The sequence below is a fragment of the Caballeronia sp. LZ033 genome (assembly GCF_031451265.1).
GTDB lineage: Bacteria > Pseudomonadota > Gammaproteobacteria > Burkholderiales > Burkholderiaceae > Caballeronia.
The window spans coordinates 1,231,548-1,254,964 of record NZ_JARUXQ010000004.1 but is presented as its reverse complement, the minus strand read 5'-3'; the positions used below and the strand labels follow the sequence as shown (position 1 = coordinate 1,254,964).

The window sequence follows — 23,417 nt, the reverse complement described above, 5'->3', positions numbered from 1 at the left end:
AGACCGCGACTCGCATTCGTAGCGAGTCCGGCGCGATCAGGAAAGATCAGTAACGCAGGTTGATCGATGGCAGGCGGGTGCTGGCCTTGCCGTTGTCGCGTACTTGCGGCGAGGTATCGGCGGGCGAGCTCATCTGGTAACGCGTGCCGAAGTTGGAACGCACGTCGATCTCGACCGGCTTGCCCTTGTCGCGGAACTCGGTGATTTCAGTGCCGTTCGTGCTCAGTTCGTGAAAGCTCGGCGTGCGCGGCGGCGAGATTTCGACTTTCGAGCTGACATTGGCCGGCGGGCGGTTGATGGCTTTCAGATCCGGAAGTCCCGCTGCTTCTTCCGGCGACATTTTCTGCGTGGCGGGTTGCGGCTCGATTTGAGCGGCTTGCGGCGCCGGCTGCGCGACTGCGCCGAGGCTTGCGGCGGCGAGGACTGCCGCGACGGCGGCGCAAAGGTGCAGCTTCATGATGGTTCTCCAGGCGATGGCCGGATTCTAGCAAAAAGCCTTGCCGAATCAGTGGAACGCCTTATTGTGCGCCGGTTTTCAGCATTTCGACGTGGCGCCGAAAAAACACTGTTGCACGGTGTGATTGCACGCACTCACGTGATCAGGGGCTTCATGGATCGGGCATTCTTCCGTGTTAATGTCGATTCATCGAGGGCATCAAAAAAAGACACAAGATCATGACAAACGACCGGACTCAAAGCACCCAGGGCACGCCTGCCAACGACTTCCCGACCGAATCCTTCGAAGATCCCGTCGCGGCCGTCACGCGGCTTTCCGCCATCTACGAAGCCAACACCGCATTCCTGCGCGATGCGTTCGCGCGCTATCGACGCAATGAGCAGTTCACGCATCGTGTGCGTGCGTGTTATCCGTTCGTGCGCGTGCGAACCGAGTGGAATACGCAGATCGATTCACGCCGCTCGTATGGTTTCGTCGCCGGGCCGGGCATTTATGAAACGACGCTCACGCGCCCCGACCTGTTCGGCGATTATTATCGCGAGCAGTTGCGCCTGCTCGCGAAGAATCATCATGTAGGCATTGAAGTGGGCGTGTCGGCGCAGCCGATTCCGATTCACTTCGCATTCGCCGAAGGCATTCATCTCGAAGGCGATCTGGACCGCGACCGTCTGCTCGCGATGCGCAATATCTTCGATACGCCGGACCTCGCGCTGCTCGACGACCGCATCGTCAACGGCACCTTCGAGCCCGGTCCTGGCGAGCCGCATCCGCTCGCGTTGTTCACGGCGGCGCGCGTGGACTTCTCGTTGCACCGGCTGCGCCACTACACCGCGACCTCGCCGACGCATTTCCAGAACTACGTGCTGTACACGAACTACCAGTTCTATATCGACGAATTCGTGAAGCTCGGCCGCACGATGATGTCGCGTGCCGACGACGAAGCCACGCGCGCCTATCGCAGCGAGTATTCATCGTTCGTCGAACCCGGCGACGTCGTCACGTATAACGCGAACCTCGGGGAACAGCCCGAGGAGGGCTCGGCCCCCGCGCGCCTGCCGCAGATGCCCGCGTATCACCTGAAGCGTGCGGACGGCAGCGGCATCACGATGGTGAACATCGGCGTGGGACCGTCAAACGCGAAGACGATCACGGACCATATCGCGGTGCTGCGCCCGCATGCGTGGATCATGCTTGGACATTGCGCGGGGCTGCGCAATACGCAGCGGCTCGGCGACTACGTGCTCGCCCACGGTTACGTGCGTGAAGATCACGTGCTCGATGACGACCTGCCGCTGTGGGTGCCGGTGCCGGCACTGGCGGAAGTGCAGGTGGCGCTGGAGAAGGCGGTCGCGCAGGTGACGCGGCTCGAAGGCACCGACCTGAAGCGCGTGATGCGCACGGGCACGGTGGCGAGCGTGGATAACCGCAACTGGGAACTCCGCGATCATCGCGAGCCGGTACGGCGGCTGTCGCAGAGCCGGGCGGTTGCGCTCGACATGGAAAGCGCGACGATCGCCGCCAACGGCTTCCGCTTCCGCGTGCCGTACGGGACGCTGTTATGCGTGTCGGACAAGCCGCTGCATGGCGAACTGAAGCTGCCCGGCATGGCCGACCAGTTCTATCGCGCGCAGGTGGATCAGCATCTGCAGATCGGCGTGAAGGCGATGGAGTTGCTGCGCATGAACGGGCTGTCGCAATTGCACAGCCGCAAGCTGCGCAGCTTCGCCGAAGTGGCGTTCCAGTAAGTCAGAAGCGTTGCATCGGGGCGAGCGGCGCTCGCCCCGCCACCCATCTCACAGATAGAACATCCGGTCTTCGTCCGACTTGCCTTCGGCGGGCTGTTCGGGCGCGTCCTCGCGGTCTTCATAGAAGCGCAGCACCGCGTCGAGCACCTGATCGGGATCGTCGATGACCTGCATCAGGTCGAGATCCTTCTCGCCGATCACGCCATTGGTCAGCAGCGTCTTCTTGAACCAGTCGAGCAGGCCGGCCCAGAACTCCGCACCGACCAGCACGATGGGCACATGGCGCGACTTCTTCGTCTGGATGAGCGTGAGGACTTCGGCGAGTTCGTCGAGTGTGCCGAAGCCGCCCGGCATCACCACGACCGCGTCCGAGTTCTTCACGAACGTGACCTTGCGCGTGAAGAAGTGACGGAAGCGCAGCGAGATGTCCTGCCATTGATTGCCGGACTGTTCATGCGGCAATTCGATGTTGAGACCGACCGAAGGCGACTTGCCCGCGTGCGCGCCCTTGTTGGCCGCTTCCATGATGCCCGGGCCGCCGCCCGAGATCACGGCGAAGCCCGCATCGGAGAACTTCTGCGCGATTTCAATGGTGCGCTGATAGTACGGCGACTCGGGTTTGAGACGGGCCGAACCATAGATGCTGATGGCAGGCCGGATCTCCGAGAGGTACTCGGTCGCCTCGATAAACTCTGCCATAATCGTGAACATCTGCCACGATGCGCGAGCCTTCTTGGCTGTCGCGCGCTCTTGATCTGCGAGCGATCGCAGACTCGGAATCACTTTTCTCTTGTTCATAATGCCTGAAGAACTCAGTCTTGAAGGTAAGACCCTGCTATTGGTCGACGGTTCTAGTTACTTGTACCGGGCCTACCATGCGATGCCTGACCTGCGAGGCCCCGACGGCGGTCCCACTGGCGCACTGTATGGAATGATCAACATGCTGCGGCGCTTGCGGCGCGAAATCAATGCAGAGTATAGCGCGTGCATTTTCGACGCCAAGGGCAAGACCTTCCGCGACGACTGGTACGCCGAGTACAAGGCCAACCGGCCCTCGATGCCGGAAGACCTCTCCAGGCAGATCGAACCCATTCACGTTGCCGTGCGCGCGCTCGGCTGGCCGCTCGTCATGATCGAGGGCGTCGAGGCCGACGACGTCATCGGCACGCTCGCCGTGCAGGCCGAGAAGCGCGGCATGAAGGTGATCGTCTCGACGGGCGACAAGGATCTGGCTCAGCTTGTGACGGATCATGTCACCCTCATCAATACGATGACCAACGAAACGCTCGACCGCGCCGGCGTGCAGGCCAAGTTCGGCGTGCCGCCCGAACGCATCGTCGACTATCTTTCTCTCATCGGCGATACGGTCGACAACGTGCCGGGCGTCGAGAAATGCGGACCCAAGACCGCGCTCAAGTGGCTCACGCAATACGACACCCTTGATGGCATCGTAGAACATGCGGGCGAGATCAAAGGTGCGGTAGGAGACAATCTGCGCAAGGCTCTGGACTTCCTGCCCATGGCCCGCAAGCTCGTTACCGTGCACACGGAATGCGCCCTTGCCTCGCAGATCGAATCAATCGATGCCACGCTCGCCAGCCGTCCCGAATCACGCGACGAACTGCGCGACGTGTTCCTGCGTCATGGCTTCAAGACCTGGCTGCGCGAGATCGAAATCGCCGATGCCGTCGAAGGGCCGAGCGACACGCCGCCCGCCGAAGTCACGGAGATCGAGCATCACTACGAGACCGTGCAGACGTGGGAACAGTTCGATGCCTGGCTCAAGCGCATCAACGAAGCCGAGCTCACGTCGTTCGACAGCGAGACCACGTCGCTCGATCCGCTGACTGCGCAGATCGTCGGCATGTCATTCTCGGTCGAGCCGGGTCATGCGGCTTATGTCCCGGTTGCGCATCGCGGGCCGGATGCGCCCGAGCAGTTGCCGCGCGACGAAGTGCTCGCGAAGCTCAAGCCGTGGCTCGAAGATGCATCGAAGAAGAAGGTCGGCCAGCATCTGAAGTACGACGAGCAGGTGCTCGCGAACTATGGCATCGAGATGCGCGGCGTCGAGCACGACACGCTGCTGCAATCGTACGTGCTGGAGTCGCATCGTCCACACGACATGGACAACCTCGCGCTGCGCCATCTCGGCGTGAAGACCATCAAGTACGAGGACGTCGCGGGCAAGGGCGCGGCGCAGATCGGCTTCGACGAAGTCCCGCTCGAACAGGCCGCGGCCTACGCCGCCGAAGACGCCGACATCACGCTGCGCCTGCATCGCGCGCTGTATCCGCAAGTGGCGCAGGAAGAAGGGCTGCTGCGCGTGTATCGCGACATCGAATTGCCCACGTCGCGCGTGCTGCGCAAGATGGAACGCAACGGCGTGCTGATCGACCGCGAGCGGCTCGATGCGCAGAGCAACGAGATCGCGAAGCGTCTCATCGATTTGCAGGCGCAGGCGTATGAGCTTGCGGGCGGCGAGTTCAATCTCGGCTCGCCGAAGCAGATCGGCCAGATCTTCTTTGAAAAGCTGCAACTGCCGATCGTGAAGAAGACGCCGAGCGGCGCGCCGTCCACCGACGAAGAAGTGCTGCAGAAGCTCGCCGAAGACTTTCCGCTGCCGAAGGTGCTGCTCGAACATCGCGGTCTGTCGAAGCTCAAGTCCACCTACACGGACAAACTGCCGCGCATGGTCAACGCCAACACCGGCCGCGTGCATACGAACTATGCACAGGCGGTCGCGGTGACGGGGCGGCTGTCGTCGAACGAACCGAACCTGCAGAACATCCCGGTGCGCACCGGCGAAGGACGCCGCATTCGTGAAGCGTTCATCGCGCCGCCGGGCCGCAAGATCGTGTCCGCGGATTATTCGCAGATCGAACTGCGCATCATGGCGCACATTTCCGGCGACGCCTCGTTGATGCGCGCGTTCAAGGAAGGCGAGGACGTGCATCGCGCGACCGCCTCGGAAGTGTTCAGCGTGACGCCGCTTGAAGTCGACAACGATCAGCGCCGCATCGCCAAGGTCATCAACTTCGGCCTGATCTACGGGATGAGCTCGTTCGGTCTGGCGTCGAATCTCGGCATCACACGCGACGCGGCGAAGCTGTATATCGACCGGTACTTCGCGCGCTACCCGGGCGTCGCCGCCTACATGGAGAACACGCGTCTCGCCGCGAAGGCGCATGGCTTCGTCGAGACGGTCTTCGGCCGGCGTCTGTGGCTGCCCGAGATCAACGGCGGCAGCGGTCCGCGCCGGCAGGCAGCGGAACGCGCGGCCATCAATGCGCCGATGCAGGGCACCGCCGCCGACCTCATCAAGCTCTCGATGATCGCCGTGCAGGACTGGCTCGAAACCTCGGGCACCGGTGCGAAGATGATCATGCAGGTACACGATGAACTCGTGCTCGAAGTCCCGGAGGAAGCGCTCCCCGAAGTCAGGAAGCGCTTGCCTGAACTCATGTGCGGCGTCGCGCAGCTGAGGGTGCCGCTCGTCGCGGAAGTGGGCGTCGGCAACAACTGGGAAGAGGCGCACTGACGCCCTGAGCTTCATCGAGGCCTGCTGACACACGCCGCGCGAAGGCCTATGCTGCTTCGGATGCATATGCCCGGCATGTCATCGACGCGCTTGTGACTGTCATCGGGCCTCGCGCACAATCCGTTCATCGAGGAAACAAGCACGAACGAACACAACGGGCACGACAGCGGACCGGTTATAAAAGCACAGGGAGAGTTCCATGCATCGCTTCATCATCGTCGGCGGAGGGGCCGGCGGCCTCGAACTCGCGACGCGTCTCGGCGACCGCTTCGGCAGCACGGACAGCAAGACGCCGCCAAAAGCGCAGATCACACTGGTCGACCGCAATCCGACGCACATCTGGAAGCCGCTGCTGCATGAAGTCGCCGCGGGCAGCATGGACCCGTTCACGCAGGAACTCGAATACGCGGCGCAAGCCCTGTGGCATGGCTTCGAGTTCCAGCAGGGCGATCTGATCGGACTGGACCGCGCGAACCGGCGCATCAGGATCAGCGCGCTGCGCGACGAGGAAGCCGGCGAACTGCTGCCGGAACGCGACCTGGAGTACGACACGCTGGTCATCGCCATCGGCAGCACGACGCATTTCTTCGGCGTCGAGGGCGCACAAGCCAATTCCATCGCGCTCGATACCGTCGGCCAGGCCGAGCTTTTCCGCAAGCGGCTGATCGCGGCGTGCATTCGCGCCGAGCACGTCGCGCCCGAGCCGGTGGCCGCCGGCATCGACGAAGCCGAAGCCGAAGATCCGCCGGGCGTCGATCCGGTGCCGCGCATCCAGGTGGCGATCGTCGGCGCCGGCGCGACCGGGGTGGAATTGTCGGCGGAACTGCGCAACACGGCGCAGGTGCTGTCCGCCTACGGGCTGCACAAGCTCGACCCGAAACATGACATCGGCATCGTGTTGATCGAGGCCGGGCCGCGCATCCTGCCTGCGCTGCAGGAGCGCGTCTCCACCGCGACCGCCGAACTGCTCACCAAGCTCGGCGTGAAGCTTCTGACCGGCGAAACCGTCGCGCAGGTGGGCCGCGACTCGATCCACACGGCGAGCGGCAAGATGATTCGCGCGGACCTCACGGTGTGGGCGGCGGGCATCAAGGCGCCGGCCATCCTTGCCAACCTGGACGGCCTGCCGACCAACCGCCTCGGCCAGCTGAACGTGCGCCGCACGCTGCAAACCGAAATCGACGACAACATCTTCGCCCTCGGCGACTGCGCCGCGTGCCCGTGGCCCGGCAACGAGCGCAATGTCCCGCCGCGCGCGCAGGCCGCGCATCAGCAGGCGAGCTTTCTGTTCAAGTCGTTCGAGCGGCTGCTGCAGGGCAAGCCGCTGCCGGAGTACACGTATCGCGACTTCGGCTCGCTGGTGTCGCTCGGGCATTACAGCGCGGTCGGCAACCTGATGGGCGGGCTGATCGGCGGCAACATGCTGATCGAAGGGCTGTTCGCGCGCTTCATGTACATGTCGCTGTACCGGCTGCATGTCGCCGCGCTGCACGGCTATGCACGCATGGTGCTCGACACCGTCGCGCACTGGCTGCGCCGCTCCACCGCGCCGCGCGTGAAGCTGCATTGACGCTCACTGGTCTGGAATAGAAGCGCTGCGTCGTTCGTTCAAAGCTGTTTAGAATGAGCGGCGCGCTTTTCCGGAAGCGCACGTTCTTCGTCGTGCAGCGCCGCGCGGCGTGCAGCCTTGGGCACGCCGCGCGGTTTCAAGGATCCGTGCCGCGCATTGCCACCGCCATCGAGCGTGCAATGCGACGGCCTCGCCACGGGAGCCACGCATGCTAGACCCAGAAGTCGACAGCCTCATTCCGCACGTCCCGTTCAATCGCCGCAACTTCATCAAGGCAAGCATCGGCACCGGCTTCGCGGCCGCCGTGCTGCCGGTCTCCGCGCAGACCATCCACACCGACAGCGACGGCCTCGAAGCCGGCGCCATCGGCGTGCGGGGCGCGGACGGCACGCTCGTGCCGGCGTATCGCGCGCAACCCAAGGGCAAGACGCATCTGCCGGTCATCATCGTCATTCACGAGATCTTCGGCGTGCACGAGCACATCGCCGACGTGTGCCGGCGCTTCGCGAAGCAGGGTTATCTGGCGATCGCGCCGGACCTCTACACGCGCCAGGGCGACGCCTCGGCCTACAAGTCGATGCAGCAGCTCAACGAACAACTCGTGTCGAAGGTGCCGGACGCGCAGGTGATCTCGGACATCGACCAGACCGTCAAGTGGGCGGGCGAGCATGGCGGCGATCCGAAGCGTGTGGGCATTGTGGGCTTCTGCTGGGGCGGACGCATCTCGTGGCTGTATGCGGAGCACAATCCGTCGCTCAAGGCGGCGGTCGCTTTCTATGGACGGCTCGTCGGCAACAAGACGGAGAACACGCCGAGCAATCCGCTCGATCTCGCCAGCGGGCTCAAGGTGCCGGTGCTCGGGCTGTATGGCCGGCTGGACCAGAGCATTCCGCAGGACACCATCGAGCAGATGAAGCAGGCGCTCGCCAACGATCCGCCGCCCGCCCGCAACTCGCAGTTCGTCGTGTACGACGACGCCCCGCACGCGTTCTTTGCCGATTACCGGCCGAGCTATCGCAAGGCGGACGCGGAAGACGCCTGGAAGCGCGCGCTCGCGTGGTTCCGCGAGCACGGCGTCCGGTAAGGCGTCTCAGGGCTTCGCGCCGGTCGCGACGGGCCTGCCCGGATCGGCGCTCCACTCGCTCCACGAGCCGGGATAGAGCGCGGCGCCGTGCAGCCCGGCGATTTCCATTGCAATGGCGTTGTGACACGCCGTCACGCCCGAGCCGCATTGCAGCACGATGCGGTCGGGCGAGGTCGCGCCGATCAGCGTGCCGAAGGCCTCGCGCAGGTCGTGCGCGGTCTTGAAGCGGCCATCGGCGTTCAGATTGTCCTTGAAGAAGTGATTCAGCGCGCCCGGAATGTGGCCGCCGACGGGATCGAGCGTTTCGTTCTCGCCGCGATAGCGGTCGGCGGCGCGGGCATCGATCAGCAGGTGATCACGCGTGCCGATGCTGCGCTCGATCGCCGCGGCATCGATGGTCACCTGCAGCGGCGCCGCCGCCTTGAACGTACCCTGCGTGCGCGCCGGCACGGCGGTCTCCAGCGGCTGTCCGGCGGCTTCCCAGGCGTTCAGCCCGCCGTCGAGCAGCGCGACGGAATCGTGTCCCAGCCAGCGCAGCAGCCACCAGAGACGCGCCGCATACATGCCGCCCTGCGCGTCATAGGCGACGACCTGGCGTCCTTCGTCCAGTCCGAAGCTCGCCAGTTTTTCGACGAGCGCCGCGCGCTCGGGTAACGGGTGCCGTCCGTTCGAGCCGGTTTTCGCGCCCGACAGGTCGCGATCGAGATGCAGGTAATGCGCGCCGGGAATGTGACCGGCGGCGTAGGCGGCCGCGCCTGCTTCGGGCGCGGCGAGGTCGAAGCGGCAGTCGAAGACCAGCACGCTGCCGGGCGCGGCCGCGTGCCGGTCGGCGAGGTTCGCGGCGGAGATGAGCGTGGTGTAGTGGGTGTGCTGCATGGCGGCTCCTGGAGCGACGCTCGTTTGGCGAGGGGAGTTGTCAGTCTAAACACACAAGGGGTGGGTCGTCACCGGTCCAGCGACAAAGCGGCGCGGATCTTGCGGCTGCGTCCGGTATTCATACGACGGAGGCTTCAATGAAAACAACCAAACTGCGGGTTCTGCTGGCGACGGCGACCGTACCGGCCGCTCTCACCGCATTCGCCGATACCCCCGGCGCGGACTGGATGCCGAAGGAACAGGCCATTCAGAAGCTGAGCCAACAGGGCTATGCCAACGCCTATCTGAAGGCCGATGACGGTCATTGGGAAGGCGAGGCCACCAAGGGCGGGCGGATCTACGAACTGCACGTCGATCCCCATTCAGGTGCAATCACGAAGAGCGAACCGAAGCACTGACGCCAGACCGCGCGGCTGCCCATAGTCCGCGCAGGAAGCAAATGGCCCGACCGGCTTGCACCGGTCGGGCCATTCGTCATTCTGAAGCTTGCGTCGCGACCTTCAGATCGTCCCGAGCTGATGCCGCAGGAATTCGTGGAAATGCTGCATGCCGGATTCCATCGGGCTCTGGTACGGACCGACCTGGTTCTCCCCGCGTGACATGAGTGCGCGGCGGCCGGCGTCCATGCGTTCGGCGATCTCGTCGTCCTCGCGCGCGGTTTCCATGTAGGCGGCGCGCTCGGCCTCGATGAACTCGCGTTCGAACAGCGCAATTTCCTCGGGGTAATAGAACTCGACGATGTTCCGCGTCTTCTGCGTGCCCTCCGGGATCAGCCACGACACGACCAGCACGTGCGGATACCACTCGATCATCAGGCCGGGGTAATACACCATCCAGATCGCGCCGAACTCGGGCGGCGTGCCGTTGCGGAAGCGCAGGACTTCGTCGTGCCACTTGCGATACGTCGGGCTGCCCGGCTTCTCGAGATTCTTGTGGACGCCGACTGTCTGGACGCTGTACCAGTCGCCGAATTCCCATTCGAGGTTGTCGCACGACACGAAGCTGCCGAGTCCCGGATGGAACGGCGCGACGTGATAGTCCTCGAGATAGACCTCGATGAAGCTCTTCCAGTTGTAGTTGCACTCATGCACTTCAACGTGATCGAACATGAAATTCGAGAAGTTGAAATGCCGGGCGGTGCCAAGCCTGGCGAGATCCGCAGCGACGTTGCGGCCCTCCGATTCGAACAGCAGCCCCTGCCAGTTCTGCAGCGGGGTCTTGCCGAGGTTGAGGCAGGGCTTGTCCGCGAAATGCGGTGCGCCGAGCAGCTGACCGTCGAGGTCATAGGTCCAGCGGTGCAGCGGGCAGACGATGTTGTCCGCGCTGCCGCGGCCATTGAGCATGATGGCCTGACGATGGCGGCACACGTTCGACAGCAATTCGATATTGTTCTGCTGATTACGAACGAGCACGCGCCCTTCGCCTTCACCCGGAAGCGCGAAATAGTTTCCCGCTTCCGGCACCATGAGTTCGTGCCCGATATAGCGTGGACCCTGCTTGAAAAGTATGTCGAGTTCGCGCGTAAGAAGCGCTTCGTCAAAGTAAGCCGTGACTGGCAGTTGGCTATGAACAGCCTTGAGCTGCAATGCATTGCTCAGATTGGACATTCCCACTCCCGATGAAAACGTGAAAGCAGTGAACAACCCAACCATCGATGGATTCGATTTAGGGAGCCCGCGATTATACCGAAATCCCCCTCTTTGGGGAGCTTAAGGTCTTGATTTGGGTATAAATTGTGTCGGGAGTTCCGCGCGATCGCGTCGCGGGCAGACACGTTTCGCATTCCGCCGGCGAATTCACGAACGATGCGGCAACGCACTGTTAGCACTTCCGGATAGCCCGGATGCGGGTCGAAATTTTGTCTTTTGCCGTAGAATGTGCGACTTGGCTCCAAAAATTAAATTGCACATCCACGATTCATGGCGAAAACCGCTGTTCAGGACACAGGTGAGGTCACCGGCGCGAGCAGCGCCGAAGCGCCCGGCGCGGACGCCGCGCAGCTTCCGGAGAATTACGAAGCGGCGCTGGGCGAACTCGAATTGCTCGTGGCGCGCATGGAAGAGGGCGCGCTGAGTCTCGAGGAATCGCTTGCGGCGTACCGTCGCGGCGCCGCGCTTGTAGGGTTTTGCCAACAACAGCTCGAAAAAGTCGAGCAGCAGGTACGCGTCCTCGATGGCGAGACGCTCAAGCCGCTGCCCGCCGAGGTACAGCGCGCCACCCAGGGTGCAACGAAAGACAACGGGGACGACGACCTATGACCTTCGAACAATGGATGCGTGCCACGCTCGACCGCGTCGAGACAGCGCTGGAGCACTATCTGCCGGGTACCGATGTCGCGCCGGCGCGTCTGCACGAAGCCATGCGCTATGCCGTGCTCGGCGGCGGCAAGCGTGTGCGTCCGCTGCTGGTCCATGCGGCCGGCGAACTGACCGGCGCGAGCGCGCAGGCGGTGGAAGCGGCCAGCGCGGCGCTCGAAATGATTCACGTGTATTCGCTGGTGCATGACGACATGCCCGCCATGGATGACGACGCATTGCGTCGCGGCAAGCCCACGGTACATATCCAATATGACGAAGCGACGGCATTGCTCGTCGGCGATGCGCTGCAATCGCAGGCCTTCGTTGCGCTGACCGCGGCCGGCAACGGTCTGAACGATACCCAGCAGGCCGCGCTCGTGCGCGAGCTGGCGGTCGCGAGCGGTTCGCTCGGCATGGCGGGCGGGCAGGCCATCGACCTCGAAAGCGTCGGGCGCAAGCTCTCGCGTCCCGAGCTCGAGACCATGCATCGCAAGAAGACAGGCGCGTTGTTGCGCGCGTCGGTGCGCATGGGCGCGCTGGCGGGCGCAACGCCGGACGCAGAGGCGCTCGCGGCGCTGGATCAATACGCCGCCGCGGTCGGCCTTGCGTTCCAGGTGGTCGACGACATCCTCGATGTCACCGCCGACTCCGCCACGCTCGGCAAGACGGCGGGCAAGGACGCGCAGCATGACAAGCCCACTTACGTGTCGATCATCGGTCTCGACGCGTCGCGCGAACTCGCGGCGCAGCTGGGCCGCGACGCGCACGGCGCCATCCAGCCGTTCGGCCCGCGCGGCCAGCGGCTGGCCGAGCTTGCAGACCTGGTCGTGAACCGGGTGAATTGATTGTTGAACGCGTGACGAACCCCACGGCGCGAGCGGTCCGACCCGGAAGCATCGCGCTGAACGAATCACGCCAGTTTTCCTAAAATGGGACGACGATGTACGACCTGCTGAAATCCATCGACGATCCGGCCGACTTGCGTGCCCTCGATCGACGCCAACTGCAACCGCTAGCCGACGAGCTGCGAGCCTACGTGCTCGACAGCGTCTCGCAGACGGGCGGGCATCTGTCGTCCAATCTGGGCACTGTCGAGCTGACAATCGCGCTGCACTATGTGTTCGATACCCCTGCTGACCGCATCGTCTGGGATGTCGGCCATCAGACCTATCCGCATAAGATCCTCACCGGCCGCCGCGACCGGATGTCCGGACTCCGCCAGCTGGGCGGCATCTCCGGCTTCCCGCGCCGCTCCGAGTCCGAGTACGACACCTTCGGCACCGCGCATTCGAGCACGTCGATTTCGGCGGCGCTCGGCATGGCGGTCGCGAACAAGCTGCAGGGCGACAACCGCTACTCCATCGCCGTGATCGGCGACGGCGCGATGACCGCCGGCATGGCCTTCGAGGCGATGAACAACGCGGGCGTCGCCGACGACCTGCCGCTGCTCGTCATCCTCAACGACAACGACATGTCGATCTCGCCGCCGGTCGGCGCGCTGAACCGGCATCTCGCGCGTCTGATGTCGGGGCGTTTCTACGCCGCCGCGCGCGCGGGCGTCGAGCGCGTGCTGCGCGCCGCGCCGCCCATGCTGGACCTCGCGCGCAAGCTCGAAGAACACGCGAAGGGCATGATCGTGCCGGCCACGCTGTTCGAGGAGTTCGGCTTCAACTACATCGGCCCGATCGACGGTCACGACCTCGATTCGCTGGTTCCCACGTTGCAGAACATCAAGGAACTGCGCGGTCCGCAATTCCTGCACGTGGTGACAAAGAAAGGCCAGGGCTACAAGCTCGCCGAAGCCGATCCGGTGCTTTATCACGGCCCGGGCAAGTTCAATCCGGCCGAAGGCATCAAGCCGTCGACGGCGCCTTCGAAGAAGACCTACACGCAGGTGTTCGGCGAATGGCTGTGCGACGCCGCCGCGCAGGATTCGCGCGTGGTCGGCATCACGCCGGCGATGCGCGAAGGCTCGGGCATGGTCGAGTTTGAACAGCGTTTCCCGGAGCGTTACTTCGACGTCGGCATCGCCGAGCAGCACGCGGTGACCTTCGCGGGCGGCCTGGCGGCGGACGGCATGAAGCCGGTCGTCGCGATCTATTCCACCTTCCTGCAACGCGCGTATGACCAGCTGATCCACGACGTGGCGCTGCAGAACCTGCCGGTCGTGTTCGCCATCGACCGCGCGGGCCTCGTCGGGGCGGACGGCGCCACGCACGCGGGCAACTATGACCTCGCGTTCCTGCGCTGCATCCCGAACATGACGGTGATGGCGGCATCGGACGAGAACGAATGCCGCCAGATGCTCTACACGGCGTTGCAGCAATCCAACCCGACGGCCGTGCGTTACCCGCGCGGCGCGGGCGCCGGTGTCGCGACCGTCAAGCAGATGACCGCGCTGCCGGTGGGCAAGGGCGAGATTCGCCGCGAGTCGTCGCAGAAGCTCGGCTCCGGCAAGCGCATTGCCATCTGCGCGTTCGGCACGATGGTCGCGCCGTCGCTGGCCGCGGCCGGGGAACTCGATCTCACCGTCGCGAACATGCGCTTCGTGAAGCCGGTCGACACCGACCTGCTGCGCGAACTCGCCGCCACGCACGATGCCATCGTCACCATCGAGGAAGGCACGATCATGGGCGGCGCGGGCTCGGCCTGCGTGGAAGCGCTGCTTGCGGGCGGCGTGCTGAAGCCGGTGCTGCAACTCGGTCTGCCGGACGTGTTCATCGATCACGGCGATCCCGCGAAGCTGCTTGCGAGCGTGGGCCTCGACGCGGCCGGCATCGCGCGCTCGATTCGCGAACGCTTTCTCGATGCCGTTGAGAGCGAGCAGGCAGGCAAGCTGACCAAGCGCGTGGCCTGAAACAGTACGGCGCGCTCGGGGCGCACCGTATGGAATGATTCAAGTGATTCGCTTCACACACGGCGCGGGCTCCAATCCGCGCCGTGTGCGCTTCAAGCATTGAACCGCCCGCATCGTCATGACGCGCGGCGCATAAGGACATAACAAATGAACCAGATGAATCCCGCCTTCGTGATGCCGGACGTCCAGAGCACGCCGGACACGCGTCAGATCGACATACAGCGCGTCGGCGTGAAGGGCGTGCGGCATCCGTTGTCGGTGCTTACGGCGAATGGCGTGCAGCCGAGCGTCGGCGTATGGAATCTTGACGTGCACCTGCCCGCCGACCAGAAAGGCACGCACATGTCGCGCTTCGTCGCGCTGCTCGAAGACAATCGCGAGCCGCTCGACCAGCCCGCGCTGCGTGCGCTGCTTGCCGACATGCTGACCCGGCTCGAAGCGCATTCGGGACGTATCGAAGTGAGCCTGCCTTACTTCGTGATGAAGACCGCGCCGGTGTCCGGCGTGCAGAGCCTGCTCGACTACGAGGTGACCTACCTCGCCGAACGGCGCGACGGCGAAACCCGCCTGTCGATGAAAGTGCTCGTACCCGTGACGAGCCTGTGCCCGTGCTCGAAGAAGATCTCGCAATACGGCGCGCATAACCAGCGATCGCACGTGACCATCACGGCCGAACTGGCGGGCGAAGTGGCGGTGGAAGAACTGATTCGCATCGCCGAGGAAGAGGCGTCGTGCGAACTGTGGGGACTGCTCAAGCGGCCGGACGAGAAGTTCGTCACCGAGCGGGCGTACGAGAATCCGAAGTTCGTCGAAGACCTCGTGCGCGATGTCGCCACGCGCCTGAACGCGGATGAACGCATCGTCGCGTACACGCTTGAAGCCGAGAATTTCGAATCGATTCACAACCACAGCGCGTATGCGGTGATCGAGCGGGACAAGCGCCGCGACGCCTGATCCTTCGCGCCGCGTCTTCCAGAGAGCCGGTCTTCGCACCGGCTCTTTGCTTATGCGAACGCGGTTTCCGACGAAACATGCGCTTCCCGCACCGATTCCACCACCAGCGAGGCCAGCCGCTCGACCAGCGGCGAGCCGACACCCGACGCGCGATGCAGCGCCAGCGGAATGGACGGCAGCGCGGGCAAGCCGCCTTCGTCGGCGTCGAGCGGACGGACGGTCGCGGGCAGGCCGTAGCTCGTGCGCACCGTCACGCCCAGTCCGGCAGCCGCAGCCGCCCATAATCCCGACAGGCTCGGGCTCGTGAACGCCACGCGCCAGCGGATGCCGGCGCGGTCGAGCGCCGCGGCGGCCGCGCTGTGGAACAGGCACGGCCGGTCGAAGGCGATCAGCGGCAACGGTTCGTCGAGGTCGAAATGCCACGGCACGCTCGATGACGCGATCCAGCGCATCGGCGGGGCGGCGATTGCTTGCGGCAGATTGGCCGCCTGGCTTTCGTCGCTGACGCCTGCCGCGCCCCAGACGAGCGCGAGATCGAGCTGCGCGCCGTCGATGCGCTCCAACAGTTCGGTATTCCGTGCGACACGCGCCTCGATGCGCACTTTCGGATGCGCGCGCGCGAAACGTCCGAGTACGTCGGGCAACACCACTTCGCCGAAGTCTTCCTGCAGCCCGAGCCGGATCCAGCCTTCCAGATCGACGCCGCGCACCGCGACAGCCGCTTCATCGTTCAGTTCGACGAGACGCCGCGCGTAGTTGAGCATCACTTCGCCGGCATCCGTGAGCGCCAGTCCGCGGCCGGCCTTGCGAAACAGCGGCGTGCCGGCCTGTTCTTCCAGCTTGCGAATCTGTGCGCTCACTGCCGAAGTCGAGCGGCCGACACGGTCCGCCGCCCTCGCAAAACTCCCCAGATCCATGCCCGCGACGAAACTGCGCAGCACGGCAAGGTCGAAAGTCGTCTGGCTCATGGAATCATCCTGTTTATCTGAACGGATGGTGAAAAACTTTGCGATTTTCAGGATGATCCTAAGCCTTCAGACTGGTCGCAGTCAAACTTCATCCGGACTGCGTCATGGATATTTCCTGGGTATCGAACTCGATCAAGTCGCCCGCGCTCGACAGCCGGCATCGCTGGAAAGTGCTGGGCGTGGGCGTCGCGGCGAACGCGAGCGTGTCGGCGGCGGCGACCGGCTTTCCGACGACCGCCGTCTGGGTTCGCTCGGCGTATCACCTCAGTAACGGCCAATTGGGCGTTGTGCTGGGCGCGCTGGGGCTGGGCGTCGCATTGTCCGAACTGCCGTGGGGCGTGCTGACGGACCGCTGGGGCGATCGGCCGGTGCTGCTGACCGGCCTGCTGACGACCGCTGCGGCGCTCATCGCGATGGCCCTGTTCGCCACGCCCGCCACGGCGAGTTTTGCGTGGCTGGTCGCTGCGATGTGCGGCCTCGGGCTGCTCGGCGGCAGCGTGAACGGTTCGAGCGGGCGCGCGGTGATGGCCTGGTTCGGCGAAGGCGAGCGCGGCTTTGCCATGAGCATTCGCCAGACCGCCGTGCCGCTCGGCGGCGGCATCGGGGCGGCGTTGTTGCCGTGGCTGGCGTCGACGCACGGGTTCTCGATCGTCTTCGGCGTGCTGGCCGCGATGTGCCTTTTGTCGGGCGCGTTCGCGTGGCGCTGGCTCCACGAACCGCCGTTCGCGCAGCACAAGCCGGCGCCGGGCAAGGTCCGGCCGGCGCAAGGCACGCCCTTGCGCGACGTGCAGGTGTGGCGCGTCGTGTTCGGCATCGGCGTGCTGTGCGTGCCGCAGTTCGCGGTGCTGAGTTTCGCGACGATTTTCCTGCACGACGCCGCGCGTTTCGGCGTGACCGCGATCAGCGCGACGATGGGCGCGCTGCAACTCGGCGCCATCGGGATGCGTGTCTGGAGCGGTCGGCATACGGACCGCCACGGGAATCGCCGCGCTTACCTGAAGATGTCCACGGTTGTCGCCTGTGCGTCGTTCGTCGTGCTGGGTCTCGCGACGGCGCTCGGCGCGGTCCATCTGCCGGTATTGCTGGCCGCGATGCTGATCCTGGCAGGCGTATGCGTGTCCGCATGGCACGGCGTGGCCTATACCGAGCTCGCGACGCTCGCGGGCACCGCACGCGCCGGCACTGCCCTCGGCATGGCGAACACGGCGGTGTTCGTCGGCTTCTTCCTGACGCCGCTCGCCATTCCGCATGTGCTCGCGCTGGGCTCCTGGCCGCTGGTCTGGCTGGCGGCGGGCGTGTGCGCGTCGCTCGCGTGGCCGTTGTTCCCGAAGCCCGCACGCGCTTAAACTGGCCGTCCGACACAACACCCGTGGAGCGCATCTTGATCCTGATCGGCCAATACGATTCCCCGTTCGTGCGGCGCGTCGCCATCGCGGCGAGTCTTTATGGCATGGCGGTCGAGCATCGTCCGTGGTCCGTCTTCGGCGATGCCGACAAGATCGCGCCGTTCAATCCGCTGATCCGCGTGCCGACCTTGGTGCTGGATTCCGGCGACGTGCTGATCGAAAGCGCGATGATCCTCGATTACCTCGACGAGCAGGCCGGCGCGGCGCACGCGCTGATCGCGGCGGAGGGGCCGGAACGGCGTCACGCGCTCAAGATCTGCGCGCTGGCCACGGGTCTCGCTGACAAGGCCGTTGCGCTGGTCTATGAACGCGTGCTGCACAAGGAGCGGTCGCAGACCTGGCTCGACCGCTGCACGGGTCAGGTCGAGCGCGTGCTGAATGCACTGGAAACGGATCGCGCCGCGCGTCCGGCGGCATTCTGGTTCGGCGATGCAATCGGCCACGCGGATATTGCCGTGGCCTGTGCGCTGCGCTTCGCGCGCGAGGCGCATCCGGAGATCTTCACATCGACCCGATGGCCCGCGCTGATCGCCCACAGCGACCGGTGCGAGATGCTGCCGGCGTTTGCGTCGATCGTGCAGCCGTTCAACCCGCCGAGATAAACCGATCAGGCGCGCGCCAGCGAGGACAAGTCCCAGCGCGGCTTCACAGTGAACGCGTAGTCGCGCACGGCCTGCTCCGGCCAGCGCGACAGGCGCAACGCGCCGGCGAGCGCGATCATCGCGCCGTTGTCGGTGCAGAGCGAGAGATCGGGGTAATGGACGTCGAAGCGGCGCTTCTTCGCCGCCGCCGACAACGCTTCGCGCAGTTGCCGGTTCGCGCCGACGCCACCCGCCACCACCAGCCGCTTGAGGCCCGTCTGCTTCAGCGCGGCGAGCGACTTGGCGACCAGCACGTCGACGGCGGCATCGACGAAACCGCGCGCCAGATCCGCCTTGCCCTGTTCGCACACATTGGCGCCGAGCTTGCGGCTCTGCGTCAGCACGGCTGTCTTGAGCCCGCTGAAGCTGAAGTCGAGGTCGCCGGAGTGGAGCATCGGACGCGGCAGCACCACCGCGCCCGGCGTGCCGAACTCGGCCAGCCGCGACACTTCCGGGCCGCCCGGATAACCGAGGCCGAGCAGCTTGGCAGTCTTGTCGAAGGCTTCGCCGGCGGCATCGTCGAGCGTTTCACCGAGGGTTTCGTAGACGCCGACATCGGTCACGCGCATCAACTGCGTGTGCCCGCCCGAGACCAGCAGCGCGACGAACGGAAACGGCGGCGGCTCCGCCACCAGCAGCGGCGACAGCAGATGCCCTTCCAGATGGTGAATGCCGACGGTCGGCTTGTCCCAGGCCATCGCGAGCGCGTTGGCGACGCTCGCGCCCACCAGCAGCGCGCCCGCGAGCCCCGGCCCTTGAGTGAACGCGATGGCGTCGATGTCGCCGCGCGCCGCGCCCGATTGCTCCAGCACCTCTTCGAGCAACGGCAACGCGCGCCGGATGTGATCGCGCGATGCCAGTTCCGGCACGACGCCGCCGTAATCGCGATGCATCGCGATCTGCGAATGAAGGGCGTGCGACAGCAGGCCACGTTCGGTGTCGTAGAGGGCGAGGCCGGTTTCGTCGCAGGAGCTTTCGATGCCGAGAACGAGCATGGGAGTGAGACTTCGGAAGGAACAAAAAAGTATAGCAGCGGCGGCCCGTGCGCGTTCCGTGGCCCCGAGCCGTCCCGGCGCAGCGGTTAGAATGCGCGCCATGGAATCCTTCGATATCGCCGTCATCGGCGCGGGCGCGGCCGGCATGATGTGCGCGGCCGTGGCCGCCCAGTCCGGGCGCCGCGTCGTGCTGATCGACCACGCCGCGCGTCTCGCCGAAAAAATCCGCATCTCCGGCGGCGGGCGCTGCAACTTCACCAACAGCCACGCGCAGCCGGCCAACTTTCTCTCGGAGAATCCGCACTTCTGCCGCTCCGCGCTGGCGCGCTATACGCCGCGCGACTTTCTCGCATTGCTCAAGCAGCACCGCGTGAAATGGCACGAGAAGCACAAGGGCCAGCTTTTTTGCGACGACTCCAGCGAAACGATCATCGACATGCTCAAGCGCGAGTGCGACGCGGGCGGCGTGACCTGGCGGCGTCCGGTTACGGTTCACGAGATTCGCCACGACGGCGCGCGCTTCACGCTGGATACGAACGCGGGCGCGCTCGGCGCGGCGGCGCTCGTGATCGCGACGGGCGGGCTCTCGATACCGAAGATCGGCGCGACGGACTTCGGCTATCGGGTGGCGAAACAATTCGGCCACACGCTCGTCGACACCCGGCCGGCGCTCGTGCCGCTCACCTTCACGTCGACCGACTGGGAGCCGTTCGCGGCGCTATCGGGGCTGTCGTTGCCGGTGCGCATCGGTGCGGGCAAGGGCAAGACGCGCGGGGAGTTCGACGAAGACCTGCTGCTCACGCATCGCGGCGTGTCCGGGCCGGGCGTGCTGCAGGTGTCGAGCTACTGGAATACCTCTGAGCCGGTCGAGATCGACCTGCTGCCCGGCATCGACGCCACCGCCATGCTGCTCGAGGCCAAGGCGGGCTCGAGGAAGCAGATCGGCAACTTGCTGGCCGCGCATGTGCCCGCGCGCCTGGCGCAGGCGTGGCTCGCGGCGCACAAGGTCGCCCTCGATGCCCGTCTCGCCGATCTCCCCGACCGCACGCTGCGCGCGCTCGGCGCATCGCTGTCGAACTGGACGCTGACGCCGAGCGGCACCGAGGGCTATCGCAAGGCGGAAGTGACGCGCGGCGGCGTGAATACGCGCGAACTGTCGTCAGCGACGATGATGAGTGCGCGCGTCGCCGGGCTGTACTTCATCGGCGAGGTGGTCGATGTGACCGGCTGGCTTGGTGGCTATAACTTCCAGTGGGCGTGGGCCTCGGGCGTCGCGGCGGGCAAGGCGGCGGCGGAGCACGTGCGGAGCGAGGCGACGGCCGGTTGAGAATCGCCTGAAAGCTGCTCCGGTCGCCGGTCAATTGTTCCGGAACGGGGGTTTTGGCGAGTCTCGAAACGCGAACCCGTTTGCTATACTCAACCGGTCATCGGAGGAAGCCCTCCGCTCTGGCTGGCACGCGGGAGCGTCGTTGTGGCACGCCTTGCCGCGGCCCGGAATGGCCCGCAGAAAAGTCCCGCTTGAGGATGCGTTCCCAAGCGGGTTTTTGCTTTCACGATCACGCCACCGCCGGGCCAGCCGGAATCCAGTTATCGCCATTTATCGCAATTGCACCGGGTGAACGATGAGCCTCAAGGACCAGATCAACGACGACATGAAGACTGCCATGCGCGCGCGCGAAACCGAGCGCCTCGGCACGATTCGGCTGCTGCTCGCGGCAATCAAGCAGCGTGAAGTCGACGATCGCGTCACACTCGACGACGCCGCCATCACGGCCGTCATCGACAAGATGATCAAGCAGCGCAAGGATTCCATCAGCCAGTTCGAAGGCGCGGGCCGCACCGATCTCGCCGACAAGGAAAAGGCGGAACTCGCCATCCTGTCCGCCTACATGCCGGAGCAGCTTTCCGCCGACGCCATCGCCGCCGAAGTACAGGCCGCCATCGCGGCGAGCGGCGCGGCCGGTCCGCAGGACATGGGCAAGGTGATGGGCGTGCTGAAGCCAAAGCTCGCCGGCAAGGCCGACATGACGGCCGTTTCGGCACAGGTGAAGGCGGCGCTCTCCAAGTAAATCTGCTGCCGACTGCCCGGTGATTCCTCACGCTTTCCTGCAAGACCTGCTCAACCGCGTCGACATCGTCGACGTGGTGGGCCGCTACGTCCAGCTGAAGAAGGGCGGCGCGAACTTCATGGGCCTCTGTCCGTTCCATAACGAGAAGAGCCCGTCGTTCACGGTCAGCCCGACCAAACAGTTTTATCACTGCTTCGGCTGCGGGGCGCACGGCACGGCCATCGGCTTCCTGATGGAGCATACCGGCCTGACCTTCCCGGAAGCCGTCAAGGATCTCGCGCAAGGCGCCGGACTCACCGTGCCGCAAGAGCCGTCGTTTCGCGGCGGCGGATCCGGCGGCGAGAGTGCGCCGAGCCGGGCCGTCAGCGTCGCGCTGACCGACGTCATGCAGACCGCCTGCGATTTCTATCGCAAGCAGTTGCGGGGAGCGCCGAATGCGATCGCCTATCTCAAAAAGCGTGGGCTGACGGGCGAGGTGGCTGCGCGCTTCGGGCTCGGTTATGCGCCGGATGGATGGCAGAACCTCGAAACCGCGTTTACCGATTATCGGGATGAGAACCTGGTCGAAGCGGGGCTCGTGATCGTCAGCGAGAAGACCGATGCGCAAGGGCAGGCGCGCCGCTACGACCGTTTCCGCGAACGCGTGATGTTCCCGATCCGCAATGTGAAGGGCAACGTGATCGGCTTCGGCGGGCGCGTGCTCGACGGCGGCGAGCCCAAGTACCTGAACTCGCCCGAGACGCCGCTCTTCAGCAAGGGCAGCGAGCTGTACGGATTGTTCGAGGCGCGGCTCGCCGTGCGTGAACTGGGCTACGTGCTGGTCGTCGAAGGGTATATGGATGTCGTCGCGCTGGCGCAGCTTGGCTTTGCCAACGCGGTCGCGACGCTCGGCACCGCGTGCACGCCGGTTCACGTGCAAAAACTGTTTCGCCAGACGGACACGGTGGTGTTCAGCTTCGATGGCGATTCGGCGGGGCGCCGCGCCGCGCGTCGCGCGCTGGAAGCGGCGCTGCCGCACGCGGCGGACAACCGCACGATCAAGTTCCTGTTCCTGCCGAAGGAGCACGACCCGGACAGCTATGTTCGCGAGTTCGGGACGGATGGTTTCGGCGAACAGGTTGATCGCGCGATGCCGCTGTCGCAGTTCCTGCTGAACGAGGTGCTGAACGACAAGGAACTGGAGCAGCCGGAAGGCCGCGCGAAAGCGCTGTTCGACGCCAAGCCGCTGCTTCAGGCCTTGCCCGCGAACGCGTTGCGCGTGCAGATCCTGCACATGCTGGCGGACCGGCTGAGCACGCCGTTCACGGAGATCGCCGCGCTGTGCGACATTGATTCGCGCGCGGCCGCCGTGGCCCGCGCGAACGTGCCGAAGAGCGAGCGTCGCCGGGTGACCGGCCAGGAACAGCGGGCGTTACGGAACCTGGTGATGTATCCGGGCATTGGCGTGGCGCTCGATCAGGAAGCCGAGCGCACGCTCGTCACCATGACCGAACACGGCGAGTTGTTCAGCGAGGTGATCGGGCACGCGCGTGAACTGGGTGGTGAGGCCGAGTTCCAAATGCTGTCGGACGTCTTGAGAAATGCAGCAAATGCGCCCACGTACGAAGATATCTTCCAGGAAATTCTCGCCTATGATGAAAACGTTCGCGATTTGCTGTTGCGCGATCCATCCGACGAGGATGCGGCGCAGCGGGTCGAGGAACAGAAGCGTTTGCTTGCCGAGGAGCTGCAGGCCACGGTCGTGAAGCTGAGGCATGACAGCTATCGCGCGCGGCTGGATCAACTGGCGCGGCAAGCCAACCTTTCGGCGGAGGAAGTGGCGGAGTTTTCGGATCTGTCGGCGCGGGTCGCGCAGATCAAGGCCGGGCGCGTTGCCAGTCCGGATAGCGGAAAGTGAAATGCTATAATTAAAAGTTCAAATGGAAGTGCTTTTTGTCAACTGCTTGTGTCGCCGAACTGT

General features: G+C 65.0%; 20 protein-coding genes. 14 read left to right on the top strand and 6 right to left on the bottom strand.

All coding sequences use genetic code 11. The features are described 5' to 3' along the window. Positions 1-46: 46 nt before the first annotated feature. Positions 47-457: a hypothetical protein gene (locus QCE62_RS32975; RefSeq protein WP_309927168.1), complete on the bottom strand. Its 411-nt coding sequence runs from the start codon at positions 455-457 to the stop codon at positions 47-49. 218 nt (positions 458-675) lie between these two features. On the opposite strand from QCE62_RS32975, the gene QCE62_RS32970 reads away from it, so the two are divergent. Then, complete coding sequence (locus QCE62_RS32970) at positions 676-2,202, top strand: AMP nucleosidase (protein WP_309927167.1); 1,527 nt, start codon at positions 676-678, stop codon at positions 2,200-2,202. Between the two features lie 48 nt (positions 2,203-2,250). Here QCE62_RS32970 and QCE62_RS32965 read toward each other — a convergent pair whose 3' ends face one another. Beyond that, positions 2,251-3,000, bottom strand: coding sequence for a TIGR00730 family Rossman fold protein (locus tag QCE62_RS32965; protein ID WP_309821083.1), 750 nt, complete (start codon positions 2,998-3,000; stop codon positions 2,251-2,253). A 1-nt stretch (position 3,001) separates the two neighbouring features. Here QCE62_RS32965 and polA point away from each other — a divergent pair, with 1 nt between their 5' ends. The 3 genes from polA (at position 3,002) to QCE62_RS32950 (ending at position 8,394) form a co-directional block, all read left to right on the top strand. Then, positions 3,002-5,740, top strand: a complete 2,739-nt coding sequence (polA, locus tag QCE62_RS32960; RefSeq protein ID WP_309927556.1) for a DNA polymerase I — start codon at positions 3,002-3,004, stop codon at positions 5,738-5,740. A gap of 199 nt (positions 5,741-5,939) precedes the next feature. After that, on the top strand, positions 5,940-7,310 hold the full coding sequence (locus QCE62_RS32955) for an NAD(P)/FAD-dependent oxidoreductase (protein WP_309927163.1): 1,371 nt from the start codon (positions 5,940-5,942) through the stop codon (positions 7,308-7,310). Between the two features lie 208 nt (positions 7,311-7,518). After that, positions 7,519-8,394: a dienelactone hydrolase family protein gene (locus QCE62_RS32950; protein WP_309927161.1), complete on the top strand. Its 876-nt coding sequence runs from the start codon at positions 7,519-7,521 to the stop codon at positions 8,392-8,394. Positions 8,395-8,400: 6 nt separating this feature from the next. Here the strand turns inward: QCE62_RS32950 and QCE62_RS32945 are convergent, their stop codons facing one another. Further along, complete coding sequence (locus QCE62_RS32945) at positions 8,401-9,270, bottom strand: sulfurtransferase (protein WP_309927160.1); 870 nt, start codon at positions 9,268-9,270, stop codon at positions 8,401-8,403. A gap of 137 nt (positions 9,271-9,407) precedes the next feature. On the opposite strand from QCE62_RS32945, the gene QCE62_RS32940 reads away from it, so the two are divergent. Then, a complete protein-coding gene (locus QCE62_RS32940; protein WP_309927158.1) occupies positions 9,408-9,668 on the top strand; it encodes a PepSY domain-containing protein in 261 nt (86 codons plus the stop codon). A 102-nt stretch (positions 9,669-9,770) separates the two neighbouring features. On the opposite strand, the gene QCE62_RS32935 is transcribed toward QCE62_RS32940, so the two are convergent. Further along, positions 9,771-10,877, bottom strand: coding sequence for an aromatic ring-hydroxylating dioxygenase subunit alpha (locus QCE62_RS32935; protein WP_309821077.1), 1,107 nt, complete (start codon positions 10,875-10,877; stop codon positions 9,771-9,773). Positions 10,878-11,189: 312 nt separating this feature from the next. Here QCE62_RS32935 and QCE62_RS32930 point away from each other — a divergent pair, with 312 nt between their 5' ends. The 4 genes from QCE62_RS32930 to folE2 all read left to right on the top strand — a co-directional run bounded on the left by QCE62_RS32930 (position 11,190) and on the right by folE2 (position 15,378). Further along, the gene (locus QCE62_RS32930) at positions 11,190-11,528 is read left to right on the top strand and encodes an exodeoxyribonuclease VII small subunit (protein ID WP_309927156.1); all 339 of its coding nucleotides are present in this window, start codon (positions 11,190-11,192) and stop codon (positions 11,526-11,528) included. Further along, positions 11,525-12,412, top strand: a complete 888-nt coding sequence (locus tag QCE62_RS32925; RefSeq protein WP_309927153.1) for a farnesyl diphosphate synthase — start codon at positions 11,525-11,527, stop codon at positions 12,410-12,412. The genes QCE62_RS32930 and QCE62_RS32925 overlap by 4 nt, the downstream gene beginning before the upstream one ends. Positions 12,413-12,507: 95 nt before the next feature. Then, complete coding sequence (dxs, locus tag QCE62_RS32920; protein WP_309927150.1) at positions 12,508-14,424, top strand: 1-deoxy-D-xylulose-5-phosphate synthase; 1,917 nt, start codon at positions 12,508-12,510, stop codon at positions 14,422-14,424. A gap of 147 nt (positions 14,425-14,571) precedes the next feature. Further along, on the top strand, positions 14,572-15,378 hold the full coding sequence (folE2, locus tag QCE62_RS32915) for a GTP cyclohydrolase FolE2 (protein ID WP_309927149.1): 807 nt from the start codon (positions 14,572-14,574) through the stop codon (positions 15,376-15,378). 50 nt (positions 15,379-15,428) lie between these two features. Here the strand turns inward: folE2 and QCE62_RS32910 are convergent, their stop codons facing one another. Continuing rightward, complete coding sequence (locus QCE62_RS32910; RefSeq protein WP_309927147.1) at positions 15,429-16,346, bottom strand: LysR substrate-binding domain-containing protein; 918 nt, start codon at positions 16,344-16,346, stop codon at positions 15,429-15,431. A 104-nt stretch (positions 16,347-16,450) separates the two neighbouring features. Between QCE62_RS32910 and QCE62_RS32905 the strand changes: the two genes are divergently transcribed. Together QCE62_RS32905 and QCE62_RS32900 are read left to right on the top strand one after the other, a co-directional pair. Further along, positions 16,451-17,692, top strand: coding sequence for an MFS transporter (locus QCE62_RS32905; RefSeq protein ID WP_309927145.1), 1,242 nt, complete (start codon positions 16,451-16,453; stop codon positions 17,690-17,692). A 35-nt stretch (positions 17,693-17,727) separates the two neighbouring features. Then, positions 17,728-18,354 carry a glutathione S-transferase N-terminal domain-containing protein gene (locus QCE62_RS32900; RefSeq protein WP_309927143.1) on the top strand — a complete coding sequence of 209 codons (627 nt, stop codon included), beginning with the start codon at positions 17,728-17,730 and terminating at the stop codon, positions 18,352-18,354. Positions 18,355-18,359: 5 nt separating this feature from the next. On the opposite strand, the gene tsaD is transcribed toward QCE62_RS32900, so the two are convergent. Beyond that, positions 18,360-19,388, bottom strand: coding sequence for a tRNA (adenosine(37)-N6)-threonylcarbamoyltransferase complex transferase subunit TsaD (gene tsaD / locus QCE62_RS32895; protein ID WP_309821069.1), 1,029 nt, complete (start codon positions 19,386-19,388; stop codon positions 18,360-18,362). A 100-nt stretch (positions 19,389-19,488) separates the two neighbouring features. Between tsaD and QCE62_RS32890 the strand changes: the two genes are divergently transcribed. From QCE62_RS32890 to dnaG, 3 genes are all read left to right on the top strand, one after another. Then, a complete protein-coding gene (locus QCE62_RS32890) occupies positions 19,489-20,715 on the top strand; it encodes an NAD(P)/FAD-dependent oxidoreductase (RefSeq protein ID WP_309927141.1) in 1,227 nt (408 codons plus the stop codon). Between the two features lie 295 nt (positions 20,716-21,010). Next, on the top strand, positions 21,011-21,457 hold the full coding sequence (locus QCE62_RS32885) for a GatB/YqeY domain-containing protein (RefSeq protein ID WP_309927138.1): 447 nt from the start codon (positions 21,011-21,013) through the stop codon (positions 21,455-21,457). A gap of 19 nt (positions 21,458-21,476) precedes the next feature. Then, the gene (gene dnaG / locus QCE62_RS32880; RefSeq protein WP_309927136.1) at positions 21,477-23,354 is read left to right on the top strand and encodes a DNA primase; all 1,878 of its coding nucleotides are present in this window, start codon (positions 21,477-21,479) and stop codon (positions 23,352-23,354) included. Positions 23,355-23,417 lie beyond the last annotated feature (63 nt).

Coding starts and splice junctions, on each gene's coding strand:
- QCE62_RS32975 (WP_309927168.1), bottom strand. CDS start 457: ATGAAGCTGCACCTTTGCGCCGCCGTCGCGGCAGTCCTCGCCGCCGCA.
- QCE62_RS32970 (WP_309927167.1), top strand. CDS start 676: ATGACAAACGACCGGACTCAAAGCACCCAGGGCACGCCTGCCAACGAC.
- QCE62_RS32965 (WP_309821083.1), bottom strand. CDS start 3,000: ATGAACAAGAGAAAAGTGATTCCGAGTCTGCGATCGCTCGCAGATCAA.
- polA (WP_309927556.1), top strand. CDS start 3,002: ATGCCTGAAGAACTCAGTCTTGAAGGTAAGACCCTGCTATTGGTCGAC.
- QCE62_RS32955 (WP_309927163.1), top strand. CDS start 5,940: ATGCATCGCTTCATCATCGTCGGCGGAGGGGCCGGCGGCCTCGAACTC.
- QCE62_RS32950 (WP_309927161.1), top strand. CDS start 7,519: ATGCTAGACCCAGAAGTCGACAGCCTCATTCCGCACGTCCCGTTCAAT.
- QCE62_RS32945 (WP_309927160.1), bottom strand. CDS start 9,270: ATGCAGCACACCCACTACACCACGCTCATCTCCGCCGCGAACCTCGCC.
- QCE62_RS32940 (WP_309927158.1), top strand. CDS start 9,408: ATGAAAACAACCAAACTGCGGGTTCTGCTGGCGACGGCGACCGTACCG.
- QCE62_RS32935 (WP_309821077.1), bottom strand. CDS start 10,877: ATGTCCAATCTGAGCAATGCATTGCAGCTCAAGGCTGTTCATAGCCAA.
- QCE62_RS32930 (WP_309927156.1), top strand. CDS start 11,190: ATGGCGAAAACCGCTGTTCAGGACACAGGTGAGGTCACCGGCGCGAGC.
- QCE62_RS32925 (WP_309927153.1), top strand. CDS start 11,525: ATGACCTTCGAACAATGGATGCGTGCCACGCTCGACCGCGTCGAGACA.
- dxs (WP_309927150.1), top strand. CDS start 12,508: ATGTACGACCTGCTGAAATCCATCGACGATCCGGCCGACTTGCGTGCC.
- folE2 (WP_309927149.1), top strand. CDS start 14,572: ATGAACCAGATGAATCCCGCCTTCGTGATGCCGGACGTCCAGAGCACG.
- QCE62_RS32910 (WP_309927147.1), bottom strand. CDS start 16,346: ATGAGCCAGACGACTTTCGACCTTGCCGTGCTGCGCAGTTTCGTCGCG.
- QCE62_RS32905 (WP_309927145.1), top strand. CDS start 16,451: ATGGATATTTCCTGGGTATCGAACTCGATCAAGTCGCCCGCGCTCGAC.
- tsaD (WP_309821069.1), bottom strand. CDS start 19,388: ATGCTCGTTCTCGGCATCGAAAGCTCCTGCGACGAAACCGGCCTCGCC.
- QCE62_RS32890 (WP_309927141.1), top strand. CDS start 19,489: ATGGAATCCTTCGATATCGCCGTCATCGGCGCGGGCGCGGCCGGCATG.
- QCE62_RS32885 (WP_309927138.1), top strand. CDS start 21,011: ATGAGCCTCAAGGACCAGATCAACGACGACATGAAGACTGCCATGCGC.